Origin of the sequence: Kineococcus aridisoli, from assembly GCF_050871885.1 — a bacterium.
Taxonomy (GTDB): domain Bacteria; phylum Actinomycetota; class Actinomycetes; order Actinomycetales; family Kineococcaceae; genus Kineococcus.
Window position 1 is genome coordinate 1 of record NZ_JBJLSF010000009.1, and the last position, 15,030, is coordinate 15,030.

General features: G+C 76.1%; 14 protein-coding genes. 9 read left to right on the forward strand and 5 right to left on the reverse strand.

Going from position 1 to position 15,030, the window contains the following annotated elements; all coding sequences use genetic code 11:
- The first annotated feature begins 208 nt into the window (after nucleotides 1-208).
- On the forward strand, nucleotides 209-2,845 hold the full coding sequence (clpB, locus tag ACRYM2_RS04190; protein ID WP_432520098.1) for an ATP-dependent chaperone ClpB: 2,637 nt from the start codon (nucleotides 209-211) through the stop codon (nucleotides 2,843-2,845).
- A gap of 69 nt (nucleotides 2,846-2,914) precedes the next feature.
- Here the strand turns inward: clpB and ACRYM2_RS04195 are convergent, their stop codons facing one another.
- Nucleotides 2,915-3,703 carry a carbon-nitrogen hydrolase family protein gene (locus tag ACRYM2_RS04195; protein WP_432520099.1) on the reverse strand — a complete coding sequence of 263 codons (789 nt, stop codon included), beginning with the start codon at nucleotides 3,701-3,703 and terminating at the stop codon, nucleotides 2,915-2,917.
- A 49-nt stretch (nucleotides 3,704-3,752) separates the two neighbouring features.
- On the opposite strand from ACRYM2_RS04195, the gene ACRYM2_RS04200 reads away from it, so the two are divergent.
- Nucleotides 3,753-4,409 carry a GntR family transcriptional regulator gene (locus ACRYM2_RS04200; RefSeq protein WP_432520100.1) on the forward strand — a complete coding sequence of 219 codons (657 nt, stop codon included), beginning with the start codon at nucleotides 3,753-3,755 and terminating at the stop codon, nucleotides 4,407-4,409.
- On the opposite strand, the gene ACRYM2_RS04205 is transcribed toward ACRYM2_RS04200, so the two are convergent.
- Nucleotides 4,381-5,727, reverse strand: coding sequence for an MFS transporter (locus ACRYM2_RS04205; RefSeq protein WP_432520101.1), 1,347 nt, complete (start codon nucleotides 5,725-5,727; stop codon nucleotides 4,381-4,383). The genes ACRYM2_RS04200 and ACRYM2_RS04205 overlap by 29 nt on opposite strands.
- 187 nt (nucleotides 5,728-5,914) lie before the next feature.
- Here ACRYM2_RS04205 and ACRYM2_RS04210 point away from each other — a divergent pair, with 187 nt between their 5' ends.
- Both ACRYM2_RS04210 and ACRYM2_RS04215 read left to right on the forward strand, forming a co-directional pair.
- On the forward strand, nucleotides 5,915-6,589 hold the full coding sequence (locus ACRYM2_RS04210; RefSeq protein WP_432520196.1) for a DUF2848 domain-containing protein: 675 nt from the start codon (nucleotides 5,915-5,917) through the stop codon (nucleotides 6,587-6,589).
- Between the two features lie 45 nt (nucleotides 6,590-6,634).
- Nucleotides 6,635-8,269, forward strand: coding sequence for a peptide chain release factor 3 (locus ACRYM2_RS04215; RefSeq protein ID WP_432520102.1), 1,635 nt, complete (start codon nucleotides 6,635-6,637; stop codon nucleotides 8,267-8,269).
- 16 nt (nucleotides 8,270-8,285) lie between these two features.
- On the opposite strand, the gene ACRYM2_RS04220 is transcribed toward ACRYM2_RS04215, so the two are convergent.
- Nucleotides 8,286-8,738, reverse strand: a complete 453-nt coding sequence (locus ACRYM2_RS04220; RefSeq protein WP_432520103.1) for an anthrone oxygenase family protein — start codon at nucleotides 8,736-8,738, stop codon at nucleotides 8,286-8,288.
- 143 nt (nucleotides 8,739-8,881) lie between these two features.
- Between ACRYM2_RS04220 and ACRYM2_RS04225 the strand changes: the two genes are divergently transcribed.
- The 4 genes from ACRYM2_RS04225 (at nucleotide 8,882) to ACRYM2_RS04240 (ending at nucleotide 12,986) form a co-directional block, all read left to right on the forward strand.
- On the forward strand, nucleotides 8,882-9,982 hold the full coding sequence (locus ACRYM2_RS04225) for a medium chain dehydrogenase/reductase family protein (RefSeq protein WP_432520104.1): 1,101 nt from the start codon (nucleotides 8,882-8,884) through the stop codon (nucleotides 9,980-9,982).
- Nucleotides 9,983-10,090: 108 nt separating this feature from the next.
- Nucleotides 10,091-10,987 (forward strand): cupredoxin domain-containing protein, encoded by an 897-nt coding sequence (locus ACRYM2_RS04230; protein WP_432520106.1) that lies wholly within the window; start codon nucleotides 10,091-10,093, stop codon nucleotides 10,985-10,987.
- The gene (locus ACRYM2_RS04235) at nucleotides 10,980-12,359 is read left to right on the forward strand and encodes a multicopper oxidase family protein (protein WP_432520107.1); all 1,380 of its coding nucleotides are present in this window, start codon (nucleotides 10,980-10,982) and stop codon (nucleotides 12,357-12,359) included. Before ACRYM2_RS04230 ends, ACRYM2_RS04235 begins: the two co-directional genes overlap by 8 nt.
- A gap of 42 nt (nucleotides 12,360-12,401) precedes the next feature.
- Entirely contained in the window at nucleotides 12,402-12,986 is a 585-nt protein-coding gene (locus ACRYM2_RS04240; protein ID WP_432520108.1) for a hypothetical protein, read from the forward strand.
- Here ACRYM2_RS04240 and ACRYM2_RS04245 read toward each other — a convergent pair.
- Together ACRYM2_RS04245 and ACRYM2_RS04250 are read right to left on the reverse strand one after the other, a co-directional pair.
- Nucleotides 12,983-13,618, reverse strand: coding sequence for an HD domain-containing protein (locus tag ACRYM2_RS04245; RefSeq protein WP_432520109.1), 636 nt, complete (start codon nucleotides 13,616-13,618; stop codon nucleotides 12,983-12,985). The two genes, ACRYM2_RS04240 and ACRYM2_RS04245, sit on opposite strands and share 4 nt — an antisense overlap.
- A gap of 73 nt (nucleotides 13,619-13,691) precedes the next feature.
- On the reverse strand, nucleotides 13,692-14,492 hold the full coding sequence (locus ACRYM2_RS04250; RefSeq protein WP_432520110.1) for an AraC family transcriptional regulator: 801 nt from the start codon (nucleotides 14,490-14,492) through the stop codon (nucleotides 13,692-13,694).
- Nucleotides 14,493-14,540: 48 nt separating this feature from the next.
- Here ACRYM2_RS04250 and ACRYM2_RS04255 point away from each other — a divergent pair, with 48 nt between their 5' ends.
- On the forward strand, nucleotides 14,541-15,014 hold the full coding sequence (locus ACRYM2_RS04255; protein ID WP_432520111.1) for a DUF2000 family protein: 474 nt from the start codon (nucleotides 14,541-14,543) through the stop codon (nucleotides 15,012-15,014).
- Nucleotides 15,015-15,030 lie beyond the last annotated feature (16 nt).

Genomic DNA, 15,030 nt, shown 5'->3' on the forward strand with positions numbered 1-15,030 from the left:
CCGCCCCCCCCCCCCCCCCCCCCCCCCCCCCCCCCCCCCCCCCCCCCCCCCCCCCCCCCCCCCCCCCCCCCCCCCCCCCCCCCCCCCCCCCCCCCCCCCCCCCCCCCCCCGGTGGTGAGCGGGGCGGCGGCAGAGTTGAGCGGAACAAGCTCAAGTCTGGCATGGTTGGACACGGTGACAGCCCCGCCCAACCACCCGGAGGTAGCCCGTGGACCTCAAGCTCACCACCCGCGCCCAGGAGGCGCTGGCCGACGCGGTCGGCCGCGCCACGTCCGCGGGTCACGCCCAGGTCGAACCCCTGCACGTCCTCGCCGCGCTCGTCGCCCAGGAGAACGGCGTGGCCGGTGCGCTGCTCGACGCCGTCGGCGCCGACCGCGCCCTGCTGACGCGCCGCGTCGACGGCGCCCTCGCCTCGCTGCCCAGCGCGTCCGGCTCCTCGGTGAGCCAGCCGTCGCTCTCGCGCCCCGCGCTGGCCCTCATGCAGGCCGCCGGGGACGAGGCGCGCGCCCTGGACGACGCCTACGTCTCCACCGAGCACCTGCTGATCGGCGCCTCCAGCGGCCAGTCCGCGGCCGGTGAGGCGCTGCGCGCCGTCGGCGCCACCCGCGACGCGCTGCTGGGCTCCCTGCCGGACGTGCGCGGCGGCGCGAAGGTCACCTCGCCGGACCCCGAGGGCACCTACAAGTCCCTGGAGAAGTACGGCGTCGACCTCACCGCGCAGGCGCGCGAGGGCAGGCTCGACCCGGTCATCGGCCGCGACGCCGAGATCCGCCGCGTCGTGCAGGTCCTCTCCCGGCGCACCAAGAACAACCCCGTCCTCATCGGCGAGCCCGGCGTCGGCAAGACCGCCGTCGTCGAGGGCCTCGCGCAGCGCATCGTCGCCGGCGACGTGCCGGAGTCGCTGCGCGGCAAGCGGCTGATCTCCCTCGACCTCGCCAGCATGGTCGCCGGTGCGAAGTACCGGGGTGAGTTCGAGGAGCGGCTGAAGGCCGTGCTGTCGGAGATCCAGCGCTCCGAGGGGCAGATCGTCACCTTCATCGACGAGCTGCACACCGTCGTCGGCGCGGGTGCCGGCGAGGGTGCGATGGACGCCGGGAACATGCTCAAGCCGATGCTGGCGCGCGGCCAGCTGCGCCTGGTCGGCGCGACGACCCTCGACGAGTACCGCGAGCGCATCGAGAAGGACCCCGCGCTGGAGCGCCGCTTCCAGCAGGTCTTCGTCGGCGAGCCCTCGGTGCCCGACACCATCGGCATCCTGCGGGGCCTGCGCGAGCGCTACGAGGCCCACCACAAGGTGGCGATCTCCGACGCCGCGCTGGTGGCCGCGGCCACGCTGTCCGACCGCTACATCAGCGGCCGCCAGCTGCCCGACAAGGCCATCGACCTCGTCGACGAGGCCGCCTCCCGGCTGCGCATGGAGATCGACTCCTCGCCCATCGAGATCGACGAGCTGCGCCGCGCGGTGGACCGGATGCGCATGGAGGAGCTCGCCCTGTCCAAGGAGGACGACGCCGCCTCCCGCGAGCGCCTGGAGGCGCTGCGCGCCCAGCTGGCCGACAAGCAGGAGCAGCTCACCGCGCTCACCGCGCGCTGGGAGCAGGAGAAGGCCGGCCTGAACCGGGTCGGCGACCTCAAGCACCAGGTCGACGAGCTGCGCTCGCAGGCCGAGCGGCTGCAGCGCGAGGGCGACCTGGGCGGTGCCAGCGAGATCCTCTACGGGCGCATCCCGGCCCTGGAGCGCGAGCTCGCCTCCGCGCAGGCCGCCGAGGAGAGCGGCCCGGCGAGCACCCCGATGGTCGCCGACGAGGTCGGGCCCGACGACATCGCCGAGGTCATCGCGGGCTGGACGGGCATCCCGGCCGGCCGGATCCTGGAGGGGGAGACCGAGAAGCTGCTGCGCATGGAGGAGTTCCTCGGCGCCCGGCTCATCGGCCAGTCCGCCGCCGTGCAGGCGGTCTCGGACGCGGTGCGCCGCAGCCGGGCCGGGGTCAACGACCCCGACCGCCCCACGGGCTCCTTCCTCTTCCTCGGGCCGACCGGCGTCGGCAAGACGGAACTGGCCAAGGCGCTCGCGGACTTCCTCTTCGACGACGAGCGGGCCATGGTCCGCATCGACATGAGCGAGTACTCCGAGAAGCACGCGGTGGCCCGCCTCGTCGGTGCCCCCCCGGGCTACGTCGGCTACGAGGAGGGCGGTCAGCTCACCGAGGCCGTCCGCCGCCGGCCGTACTCGGTGGTGCTGCTCGACGAGGTCGAGAAGGCGCACCCGGAGGTGTTCGACATCCTCCTGCAGGTCCTCGACGACGGTCGCCTGACCGACGGCCAGGGCCGGACGGTGGACTTCCGCAACGTCATCCTGGTGCTCACCTCCAACCTCGGCTCGCAGTACCTCGTCGACCCGGAGCTGTCGCAGGCCACCAAGCACGACGCCGTGATGAGCGCGGTGCGGGCGAACTTCAAGCCGGAGTTCCTCAACCGCCTCGACGACGTCGTGGTCTTCGACCCGCTCTCGACGCAGGAGCTGAGCCGGATCGTCGAGCTGCAGGTGCAGCGCCTGGCCGACCGCCTGGCCGACCGCCGGCTCGTGCTGGAGGTCTCCGACACCGCCAAGGACTGGCTGGCCATCACCGGCTACGACCCCGCCTACGGGGCCCGGCCGCTGCGCCGGCTCGTCCAGCGCGAGATCGGCGACCGCCTCGCCCGGGCGATCCTGTCCGGCGAGGTCCGCGACGGCGACACCGTCGAGGTCGACGTGGAGAACCGCTCCTTCGACCTGGACGACCCGGCCGCGGCCGGCTCCACCGGGCTCGTCGTGCGGCGCGCGGAGACCGCGCTGACGGTCTGAGGTCCGAGCGTCCAGGAGCCGCCCGGTGCCGGCGGTCCCGCACCCGCGGGACCGCCGGCGCCGCGGCGTTCAGAGCGGGCGGCGGTTGGCCAGGACGGGGAGCGTCGAGCGGGCGCCCTCCACCCGGGCCGGGTCCAGGTCGACGACCAGCCGGCCGGGTTCCGCGCCCAGCTCGGCGACGACCTCGCCCAAGGGGCCCACGACCCGGCTGTGGCCCACCCCCAGCGGCGCGGTCGACCCCTCGGGCAGGGGCCCGGGGTCGGCCTGCCCGCAGGCCACGACGAACGAGGTGCAGTCCAGGGCGCGCGCCCGCGACAGCAGGTCCCACTGCTCCACCTTGCCCGGGCCCGCGCCCCACGAGGCCGCCACCACGACGACCTGCGCGCCCCGGTCGGCGAGCGCTGTGAACAGCCCTGGGAACCGCAGGTCGTAGCAGGTCGCGAAACCCACCCCGACGCCGTCGACGTCGACGACGACCGGTGCCGCGCCGGGTTCGACGCCGTCGGACTCGACGAAGGAGAAGGCGTCGTAGAGGTGGATCTTGTCGTAGTCGGCGTGCACCCCGGCCCCGCGCACGAGGAGGGTGTTGCGCACCCGGCCGCCGGCCCCGGGGGAGAAGGCCCCGGCCACCACGGTGATCCCGGCCGCGTCGGCCAGGGAGGTCAGCCGCGCGGCCCACGGCCCGTCGACGGGTTCGGCGACCGGGCCCAGCGGCACCCCGAACCGGCACATCGTGGCCTCGGGCAGCACCAGCAGCCGGGCGCCCGCCCGGGCGGCGTGCTCGACCTCCGCCGCGACGAGGTCAAGGTTGGCGGCGGGGTCGTCGCTGCTGCTGATCTGTGCCAGGGCGGTGCGCACGGCTGCTCCTTCGTGCTGGAGGGGTGGTTCGGTGGTGTACACATGTCGTGTGCCAGGACGTTCGACCGGTCGGGAACGGGCCTACCAGTTCCTCCGCGACGAGGTGCTCGTGGACCCGGCCGTCCAGGGCACCTTCCTCAACGAGGCCGATCTCGCGGTCCGCGTCGGAGTCTCCCGCACCCCGGTCCGGGAGGCGCTGCTGCTGCTGGTCGCCGAGGGCCTGGTGGAACTGGTGCCCCAGCGGGGTGCCTACGTGCCGGTGCTCACCGGGCGCCAGATCAGCGAGCTCATGGACCTGCGCGGTGCCCTCGAACGGCACGCCGCCAGCCGGACGATGGCCGCGGGGACCGTTCCGCTCGGAGCGCTGGAGGAGGCGCTGGACCAGCAGCGCCTCCTCCTGTCCGACCACGTCCCCGGTGACGGACGCGACGCGGCCCGCCGGTTCATCGAGTGGGACCGGGTGTTCCACTCGGTGCTGGTCGACGCCGTCGGCAACGGGTTGCTGTCCTCCACCTACGCGAACCTGCGGGTGCGGCAGGTGCGCATCGGGGTCCAGGCGCTGTACTCGGCCGCCGGGCGCCAGGAGACGGTGTGCGAGGAGCACCGGCGCATCGTCGACGCGCTGGCCGCCGGGGACGTGACCGAGGCGCACGCGGCGATCGACGAGCACCTGCAGGTCACGCTGCGCGTGCTGCTGGCCGCCTAGCGGCGTTCTCCGCCAGCAGCGCGTCGTCCTCGGCGGGGTCGGGATCGCGTCCGAGCGCGAGCCCGACGAGCGTCACGGCCGCCGCCACGGCGATGTAGACGGCGATGGCGGTGCCGCCGCCGGTGGCGTCGAGCAGGGCGGTGAACGCCAGCGGAGCGAGCGCCCCGCCGAAGATGCCGGCGATCGTGTAGGCCAGCGAAGAACCCGTGTAGCGCAACCGGGGCGAGAACTGCTCGGTCACGAACGCGGCCTGCGGCCCGTACATGAAGGCGTGGATCGCGAGGCCCACGACGACGCCGACCGTCAGGGCCACCTGCGAACCACCGTCGACGAGGGCGAAGAAGACGAACGGCCAGACCATCGCGCACACCGCACCGACCGCGTACAGCAGCCGGCGGTTGACCCGGTCCGACAGCGCACCCGCCAGCGGCATGAGGAACAGCTGGCACGCCGAGCCGACGAGGACGGCGGCCAGGACCTGCCCGCGGGAGAACCCGACCACGGTGGTGCCGTAGGTCAGGACGAACACCGTGAACATGGCGTAGAGGACGTCCGGGCCGACGCGGGAGCAGATCGCGGCGACCAGCCCGCGCGGCGAGGTGCGGAACACCTCGCGCACCGGGGCCGAAGGGGCGTCACCGCGTTCGGCGATGGCCTGGAAGACGGGGGTGTCCTCCAGCTTGAGCCGGATCCACAGCCCGAAGGCGACGAGGAGGGCGGAGAGCAGGAACGCGATGCGCCAGCCGCCTCCCTCGAAGGTCGCCTCGCTCATCGTCACGGTGAGCAGGCCCAGGACGCCGTTGGCCAGCAGGTTCCCGGCCGGCGGCCCCACCTGTGCGGCGGAGGAGTAGAACCCGCGGCGGCGCGGGTCGCCGAACTCGGCGGAGAGGAGGACCGCACCGCCCCACTCGCCGCCGACGCCCACGCCCTGGGCGAAGCGCATGAGCACCAGCAGGACCGGTGCGGCGACGCCGATGGTGGCGTAGGTGGGCAGCAGGCCGATGACGAAGGTCGCGATCCCGATGAGCAGCAGCGTCGCGACCAGGACCTTCTTGCGCCCGATCACGTCGCCCAGCCGCCCGAAGAGGATCCCGCCCAGGGGGCGGGCGACGTAGCCGACGGCGTAGGTGGAGAAGGCCAGCAGGGTTCCGGTCAGCGGGTCCGAGGAGGGGAAGAAGAGCTGCGGGAGGACGAGGGCCGAGGCGCTGGAGTAGACGGCGAAGTCGTACCACTCCAGGGAGGTGCCGGTGAGGCTGGCGGCGTAGGCCTTGCGGACCGAGGCGCGGGACACGCCCGCCGCGGGTGCTGCAGCGTCCATGGTGTTCCTCTCGTGCGGGACCGTGCGGGACGCCCCGACGGTAGTGCATGCGCGTTGTATGCAACAGGTGTAACGTCGGTGCCCCCGACGAACCCCAGGAGCGCCCGTGCCCGTCCCCACCGCCACGCCCGTCCCCGCGACCGCCTCCGCCGCCGTCCCCGCCCACCTCGGTTCCCTCGACCTCGAGCTGCCGGACGGGCAGGTCCGCTCCGTCACCGTCACGCGGCTGCTGAACGCCGGGTACACCGGCCGGGACCAGGACGAGGTCGCCCGCCACGTCGCCGAGCTCGCCGAGCTGGGCGTCCCCGCCCCTGCCACGACTCCCGCCCTCTACCCCGTCTCCCCCTACCTCGCCGCGCAGACCGACGTCGTCCCCGTGCAGCACGGGCGCACCTCCGGCGAGGCCGAGTGGGCGCTCGTCGTCTCCGGCCCCGACCCCGAGGACGTGCTGCTGACCGTCGCGTGCGACCACACCGACCGCGCGTTGGAGGTCCACGGGGTCGCCTGGAGCAAGAACGCCAGCCTGGACGTGCTCGGGCGACGGGCCTGGCGGCTCGTCGACGTGGAGGACCACCTGGACCAGCTGCTGCTCAGGGCCTGGGTCGAGACCGGCGACGGCTCCGAGGTCCTCGTCCAGGACGCTCCCCTCGCCGCCCTGCTGCCGCCGTCCTACTGGCTGGACGTGCTGCGCGCACGCGGTCTGGCGACCCCGGGCACGGTGCTGCTCAGCGGGACGGTCGCCATGGTCCCCGGGGTGGACCAGTTCGCCGGGCGCTGGCGCGTGCGGCTGGAGGACCCGGTGCGCGAGGACGCCCTCGAGCTCGGCTACCGCGTCGAGGTGCTCCCCGCGGCCGTGGGCTGAGGTCGGGCGTCCTCGACCGCCGCCGCCAGCAGGGATGATGGAGCGGTGAGCACCGCCGAGCCCGAGACGCTGGAGACGACCGCCGAGGTCCACGGGGCGACCGCCGCGCAGGTCGTGGCCGAGGCCGCCCGCCGCCGCACCATCGCCGTCATCAGCCACCCCGACGCCGGCAAGTCCACGCTCACCGAGGCGCTGGCCCTGCACGCCAACGCCATCCGCGAGGCCGGGCACGTGCACGGCAAGGCGGGCCGGGCGGGGGTGGCCACCGACTGGCAGGACATGGAGAAGCAGCGCGGCATCTCCATCAGCTCCGCGGTGCTGCAGCTGGACCACCGCGGGATGGTCGTCAACGTCGTCGACACCCCCGGTCACGCGGACTTCTCCGAGGACACCTACCGCGCCCTCACCGCCGTCGACGCGGTGATCATGCTCGTGGACGCGGCCCGCGGCATGGAGGTGCAGACGCGCAAGCTGTTCGGCGTCTGCAAGCAGCGCGGGCTGCCCGTGATCACCGTGGTCAACAAGTGGGACCGGCCCGGGCGCGAGGCCCTCGAGCTGCTCGACGAGGTCGAGTCGGTGACGGGGCTGCGGCCCACGCCGGTGACCTGGCCGGTCGGGATCGCCGGCGACTTCCGCGGGCTGCTGGAGCGCGGCAGCGGCGAGTACGTGAAGTACACCAAGGCCCCGGGCGGGGCGACGCGGGCGCTGGAGCAGCGGATGGGCGCCGAGGAGGCCGCGGCGCTGGAGGGCCCGTCCTGGCAGCAGGCCCTCGACGAGCACGAGCTGCTCTCCGCCACGGGCGCCGACCACGACGAGGAGGAGTTCCTCGCCTTCCGCACCACGCCGGTGTACTTCACCGCCGCCGTGGCGAACACCGGCGTCGGGCAGGTGCTCGACGCCCTCGTCGACGTCGCCCCCGCCCCGCACGACCAGCGCGACGTCGAGGGCCGGCCCCACGCCGTGGCCGGTGGCTTCAGCGCCCAGGTGTTCAAGACGCAGACCGGCATGAACCCCGCCCACCGCGACCGGCTCGCGTTCGCGCGCATCCACTCCGGCGTCTTCCACCGCGGGATGACGGTGCGGGACGACCGCAGCGGCCGGCCGATGGTCCTCAAGCACGTGCAGACGGTGTTCGGCGCCGACCGCTCGACCGTCGACGTCGCCTGGCCCGGTGACGTCATCGGGCTCGTCAACGCCCGGCACGTCGTCGTCGGCGACACCCTCTCCGAGAACGGGCGGGTCTCCTACCCGCCGCTGCCGGTGTTCGCGCCCGAGCACTTCCGCACCGTCCGGCCCGCGGACCTGCGGGTGGGCAAGCAGTTCCGGCAGGGCCTGCGGGAGCTGGACGCCGAGGGCGTCGTGCGCGTGCTGACCTCCGACTCGCGCGGGGACGGCGAACCCGTCCTCAGCGCGGTGGGGGCGCTGCAGTTCGACGTCGTCCAGCACCGCATGACCCACGAGTTCCGCTCGCCGGTGCTGTTCACCGAACTGCCTTACACCACCGCCCGGATCATCGACGCCGACGCGGCGCCGCTGCTGCGCGCCCACCGCGGCGCCGAGGTCGTCCAGCACGCCGACGGGCGCACCTTCGCGCTGTTCACCGACGAGTGGCGGGTGCGCAGCTTCGCCCGCGACCACCCCGAGGTGCGCCTGGAGGAGCTGGTCGCGACCAGCTCCTGAGGTCCGCGCGCCGCCCTCAGCGGGCGAGCGCGGTGGCGGCGGCCGCGACGACGACGAGACCGCGGCGCAGCACGTGCGCGCGCTCCCAGCGGGCGCGCGCCTCGCGCCAGCCCGCGGCCTCCTGACCCGGCCGCCAGGAGCGCAGCCGCACGTTGATGGGCACGTGGACCCGCACCGTCAGGGTGATCGCGCCGGCGACGGCCGCCACCGAGGCGGCGCGCAGGGCGGCCGCCCGCGGCGCCCGGCGGGCCTCGGCGGCCGCGGTGGCGGCCCCGGTGGCCATCGCGGCCACCGACAGGGCCGGGGCCAGGCGCCGCATGACGGCGTCGGCGCGCTGCTGGTGGTGGACGTAGTCGTCGAAGCCCATGGCGCGGCGGCGGCGGCCGAAGGGCTCGGGGACGATCGCCAGCGCGAGGACGGCGGTGGCGACGTCGTGCGCGCGGCGCAGGGCGGTGGTCCGGGAGGTCACGCGATCATCCTGGCGCCCTCCACCGGTGCGGGCACCCCCTTGACGTCGCCCCGCTTGTGAGTGTTCACTCACACACATCACGGGAACGGCTCACCCGTCTCGTGACCACTGATGTGATTGACCGGACACTCAATGGAGGACCGATGACCACCACCGGCACCACCACCGGCACCACCACCGGCACCACCACCGGCACCACCACCGCCGTCGGCACCGGCACGACCGCGGTCACCGAGGTCGTGCTGCCCGGTGTCGTCGAGCCCGAGGGCCTGCAGCTGCGCCGGCGCACCCTGCCGGCCCCCGGACCGGGCCAGGCGCTCGTGGCCGTCGAGGCCAGCGGCGTCTCCTTCGCCGAGCAGCAGATGCGGCGCGGGAAGTACTACGACCAGCCGCCGTTCCCCTTCGTCCCCGGCTACGACCTCGTCGGCACGGTGCGCGCCGTCGGCGACGGCGTCGAACCCGCCCTGCTCGGCCGCCGGGTCGCCGCGCTGACGAAGACCGGCGGCTGGTCCAGCGCCGTCCTGCTCCCGGCCGCCGACCTCGTCGAGGTGCCGGACGGCGTGGAGGCGGCCGCCGCCGCCACGCTCGTCGTCAACGGCCTCACCGCCTGGACGATGCTCCACCGCACCGCCCGCGTCCGCGCCGGCCAGACGGTCCTGGTGCTCGGGGCGAACGGCGGCGTCGGCAGCGTCCTCAGCCGGCTCGCCCTCCTGGCCGGAGCGCGCGTCCTCGGCTCCGCCTCCCCGCGCCACCACGAGCTGCTGCGCGCGCGGGGGGTCGAACCGGTCGACCACCACGGCGACCTGCTGACCCAGGTGCGGGAGCTGTCGCCCGGCGGTGTCGACGCGGTGTTCGACCACGTCGGCGGTCCCGGGATCACCACCTCGCACGCGCTGCTGCGCCGCGGCGGCACCCTCGTCTCCTACGGCACCGCCGCGACCCGCGACGAGAGCGGGAACCCGCGGCTGCCCGTGCTGCTGCTCGTGGCCCGCCTGGCCTGGTGGAACGCGCTGCCCGACGGGCGCCGCGCCACCTTCTTCGACGTCTGGGCCGGCCGCCGCCGGCGCAGCGCCTTCCGCGCCCGCGTGCGCGAGGACCTCGGTGCCGTCCTGCGGCTGCACGCCGAGGGCGCCCTGCCCGCCGACGTCGCCGCCGTCCTCCCGCTGACCCGCGTCGCCGAGGCCGTGCGCCTGGCCGAGTCCCGCACGGTCGCCGGGAAGGTCGTCCTGGACCCCACCGCCTGACGGACCGGCGAGCGCCGGCCCGGACGACCCGGGAACGCGAGAAGCCCGGGAACCCGAGGAACCCGAGAACCCGAGAGACCCGAGAACCCGAGAGACCCAGGAGGAACCGTGTCCACCCCCGCCACGCACCCCGCTCCCGGCCCCACCGCCGACCCCACCGCCGACCCCACCGCCGACCCCACCGCCGACCCCACCGCCGAGTCCGCCGCGTCGAGCACCTCGCTGCGCCACCTCGCCGCCGGTTCGCTCGCCCTGCTCGCCGCCACCCTCGTCGCCGACGCCACCGTCCTGGCCGGGACCCCGAACCCGGGGATGGCCGCGCTGGCCGTCCTCCCGCTCGCCGCCCTGGCCGCGCTGCGCTCGCGGCGGCGCTGGGCGCTCGTGCCCGCCCTGCTCGCCGTCGCCGCCGCGGCGGCGCTGCGCGGCAGCGCCCTGTCCTTCGACCTCGTGCGTCCCGGGACGGTGCTGCCGTTCGCGGTGGCCGTGCTGGAACTCCTCGCGCTCGGCGGGGCCCTGGCCGCAGCGGTGGCCCTGCTCGCCGGCGGTGGCGGGACGCGCTCGCGCTGGGCGGGGCCCGCCGCGGGGCTGGGGGCGGCGGCCGCGATCGGCGCGCTGCTCCTGGTCGCCAGCCCGCAGGACCGGCACACCGGGGACCTCAGCGCCGAGCAGGTGCGCGCCCTGCCCACGGTGGAGACGACGAACTACCGCTTCGGCCCCTCGCAGCTGCGGTTCGCCACCGGCGACGACGTCGCGCTGCGGCTGGTGAACGACTCCGACGACCCGCACCGCTTCGCCGTGGCGGACCTGGGCGTCGACGTCCTGGTCCCCAGCGGCCGCGAGCGCGTCGTCGTCCTCGAGGACGTCCCCGCCGGGACCCACCGGATCACCTGCACCGAGGGCAGCCACCTCGAGGACGGGATGCAGGGACGGCTGACCGTCGTGGCTCCCGGCGCCGGCGGTGCGGTGGCCACGAGCGCGCAGCCGGCCGGGCACCACCATGGCTGAGACCCCCGCGCGCGGGACCTCCCGGCGCACCCTGCTCGCCGTCGGCGCGGCGGCGCTGCTGGGAGGCGGTTCCGCCGCCGCCTACCCGCTGCTGCGCCGGCGCGGGGGCGAGGCGGCGGCCGACGGCCCGGACCTGCCCGTCCTGCCCGAGCTCGCCTGGCGGTCCGAGGCCGGGACCCTCACCGGGGAACTCGTGGCCGCGCCCGCCGGCGCCGGGCTCGCCTACGACGGCAGCACCCCCGGCCCGCTGCTGCGGGTGCGGGAGGGGGACTCGGTGCGGCTGGCGTTCCGCAACGCCACCGGCGCGCCCAGCAGCCTGCACCTGCACGGCCTGCCCCTGGCGCCCGAGGTCGACCGGCCGCTGGAGCACGTGGCGGACGGGGACGTCAGCGTGCAGGAGTTCTCCCTCCCGGCGGGTTCGGCGGGGCTGCACTGGTACCACCCGCACCCGCACGGCGACGTCTCCCGGCAGATCAGCGCCGGGCTGGCGGGGGCCCTGCTCGTCGAGGGGGCGGTCGACGAGGTCCCCGCCCTGGCCGCGTGCGAGGAGCACGTCCTGCTCGTCACCGGCGGCACGACCACCGGCGGCGCGCTGCTGGTCAACGGCGCCGAGCGGCCGGTGCTGCACCCGGCGCGGGGGCGGACCCGGCTGCGGCTGGTCAACGCGACCTCCGACGACTCCCTGCGCCTGGGCGTGCGCCTGGACGGCGCCGGCACCCGGTTCCACCTCGCCGCCCTCGACGGGCACCCGCTGGCCGCACCGCGGGAACTGGCGGAACTGCTGCTGCCACCGGGCGGTCGCGCGGAACTGCTCGTCGACACCTCGGCCCCCGGGCGGCGGGAACTGCGGGCGCTGCCGCACTCGCCGTACGCCGACGGCGGTTCCCCGAGCGCCGACACCCTGCTGGCCACCCTCGTCGTCGCGTCCGCGCAGGAACCGCTCCCGCTGCCCGCGGCGCTGCCGGCCGCCCCACCGCCCGACGTCACCGGCGCACCCGTGCGGCGCATCGTGCTGGGCGGTGACCCCGGCGGGGGTTTCACCGTCGGCGGCCGCTCCTTCGAGATGGCCGACGCCAGCGGCCCGGCCGACGTCACCGGCCGCGCCGGCACCGTGGAGCGCTGGCTGGTCGTCAACGAGCACAGCACCGACCACCCCTTCCACCTGCACACCCACCCCGTCGCCGCCCTCGACGACCCGGTGCTCGGCCCCGGCGTCTGGCGCGACACCGTGCCGGTCCCGGCGGGTTCCGCCGTCGAGCTGGCCGTCGACCTGTCCGGGCCGGCCGGGCGCACGGTGTTCCACTGCCACGTCGCCTCGCACGAGGACATGGGGATGATGGGCCTCGTCGACGTCCTGCCCGCCGGCACGTGAAACCCGGTGCGCGCGGGCGGCCCCTGCTGCGACGCTGGCCGGGTGCTGGGCTCCGGGGGGAACCGACTGACGTGGGATCGGCTGCCGCGCCGGGTGCACGAGGCCGTCGCCGCGCTGCTGGGTTCCCCCGTCGTGCGGGCGCTCTCGCAGCCCGGCGGGTTCTCGCCGGGCTCCGCCGACCGCGTCGTCACCGCCGCGGGGCAGCGCGCGTTCGTCAAGGCCGTCTCGCCGGCGCAGAACGGGGTGAGCCCCCGCCTGCAGGCCCGGGAGGCGCGGATCACCGCGGCCCTGCCGCCCGGCCTGCCGGTGCCGGGGTTCCTCGGGGCGACCACGGCGGGGGAGTGGGAGGTCCTCGTCCTCGAGGACGTCGACGGCCGCCACCCCGCGCTGCCCTGGTGCGCGGCCGAGCTGCGGCTCGTGCTCGACGCGCTGGCCGGCCTGGCTGGACGTGCTGCTGCTGCTGGTGGAGGTCGAGCGCAGCGGCGGCCGGTCCCTCGCGGAGCAGGTCCTGGCCACGCACCCCCCGACGCGCGCGGTCGGCCCGGACGTCCTGACGACCGTCCTCGCCGGTTTCGCCGGGTACTTCCTCGACAGCGCGCGGCAGCCCGCGCCGCCGGGACTGCCTAGCCTCCGCGCGTTCCAGCGCCTGCAGGGCGAGGCGCTCCGGGAGCGGGTGCGGGCACGACGCTGAGCAGCGTCGCCCGCCGCCGCTGCTCGGTGCGCGCGACCGCGGCGCGCAGGTAGGGCTCGCGGGTGGCGTGGCTGCGGGCGTTGGGGCTGTCCGGGCCGTGCCGGTCCAGCATGTCGGCCAGGCGCTCGGACAGGCTGAGCGGTTCCCCGCGCGGGCCGACGGTCTGGTCGGCCCAGGCCAGGGCGTCCGAGAGCGCCTCGGCGTCCGAGCCCGGGGCGGGCTCGGCGCAGCGCAGCTCGGCCAGCTGCGCCGCCAGGCCCCGTGCGCGGGCGACGTGGTCGGCGCCGGAGTGGTGCGCCACCAGGCACACGACCGCGTGCGGCCAGCCGTGGGCGCGCAGGTGGCGGGCGCCGTCGAGGGGGTGGAAGCCGGTGTCGCGCAGCGCGGGCGCGTAGCCGATGTCGTGCAGCCAGGCGGCCGCCAGCAGCACCGGGCGCTGGGCCGGGGGCAGGCTGCCCGCGGCCTCGGCGGCCCGGGCCGCCACGGCGCGGGTGTGCGCCCAGCGCTGGGGGTCGTCCACGAGCAGGCTCCCGGCCAGCTGCTGCGCCCGCGCCGCCAGACCCGTCACGCCGCCCTCCCCCGCACGGGCGCCAGCGTACGGGGGAGGGCACCGCGGGGCGGTCGGGGGACGCCGGGCCGCCTCAGCGGCCGGCGGCGAAGCGCCCCGGGGTCGTGCCGAGCACCCGCCGGAAGTGCCGCGTCAGGTGGGACTGGTCGTGGAAGCCCGCCAGCACCGCCACCTCGGCGGGGCGGTGCCCGCGCAGCAGCAGCCGCCGCGCGCCGTCCACCCGGCGGGCGGTCAGGTAGGCGTGCGGCGGCATCCCCACCTCGCGGGTGAACGTGCGCACCAGGTGGGCCGGGGAGGCGCCGAGCGCCGCGGCGGCCTGCGCCAGGGAGACCCCCTCGACGACGTGCTCGTCGAGCAGCCGGCGCAGCGCGCGGGCCAGCGGGACGTCGCGCACCGCCGCCGGCGGCACCCGGCGCAGGTGCCCGTCGATCGCGTCGAGCAGCAGCGCCGCGCGCGAGGAGGCCTGCAGCTGCTCGTGCGCGGCGTCGGGGCCGGCGAGCGCGGCGTGCAGGGCGCGCACCGCGCGGGCCAGCCGGGGGTCGGGCAGCTCCGGGGCGTCGGCGGCCCGGCCCGCGAACCGGGCCGGCAGCGCGTCCTGCTCCAGGTAGAGCACGCGCTTGCGGAACCCCTCGCGGGTCGCGGCGCGACCGTCGTGCGGCACGTGCGGCGGCAGCAGCGTCACCAGCGACCCCGTGCCGTGCGGGCGGGAGGCGAGGTCGTAGCGCACGGCGCCGCTGTCCACGAGCAGCACGGTCCAGGTGTCGTGCACGTGCAGCGGGTAGGCGTGCTCGACGAAGCGGGCGTGCAGGACCTCGGCGACGCCCGGCAGGCCGGGCCGCCAGCTGCGCACCTGCTCGCCGGGACGCGCGACCACGTCAGGAACGTACAAGACCGCCCCCGCGCGGGGGCGCACGCTGACCCCGTGAGCACGCAGACCGACCACCCCGCGACCGCGCCCGCCGCGCCCGCCGCGCCCGCCGCGCCCGTCCGGTTCGAGACCAAGATCGCCGTCGTCGTCCGCGACGACCTGCTGCCCTGGCAGCGGCTGAACGTCACGGCCTTCCTCGCCAGCGGGATCACCGCCGCCAACCCGCAGCTGGTCGGCGAGCCCTACGCCGACGCCGACGGCACGCCGTACCTGCCGCTGCTGGGCCGGCCCGTCCTCGTCTTCGAGGCCGGCGCGGACGTCCTGCGCGCCGCGCACTCGCGCGCGGTCGGCCGCGGGCTGCAGACGGCGGTGTTCACGGCCGGGATGTTCGCCACCGGCCACGACGCGGCGAACCGGGCCGTCGTCGCGGCCGTCGCGGGCGCCGACCTCGACCTCGTCGGCCTCGCCGTCCACGGGCCGAGGAACGCGGTGGACAAGACGCTCAAGGGTGCCCGCGCGCACCCGTGAGGCGCCGGTACCGTCC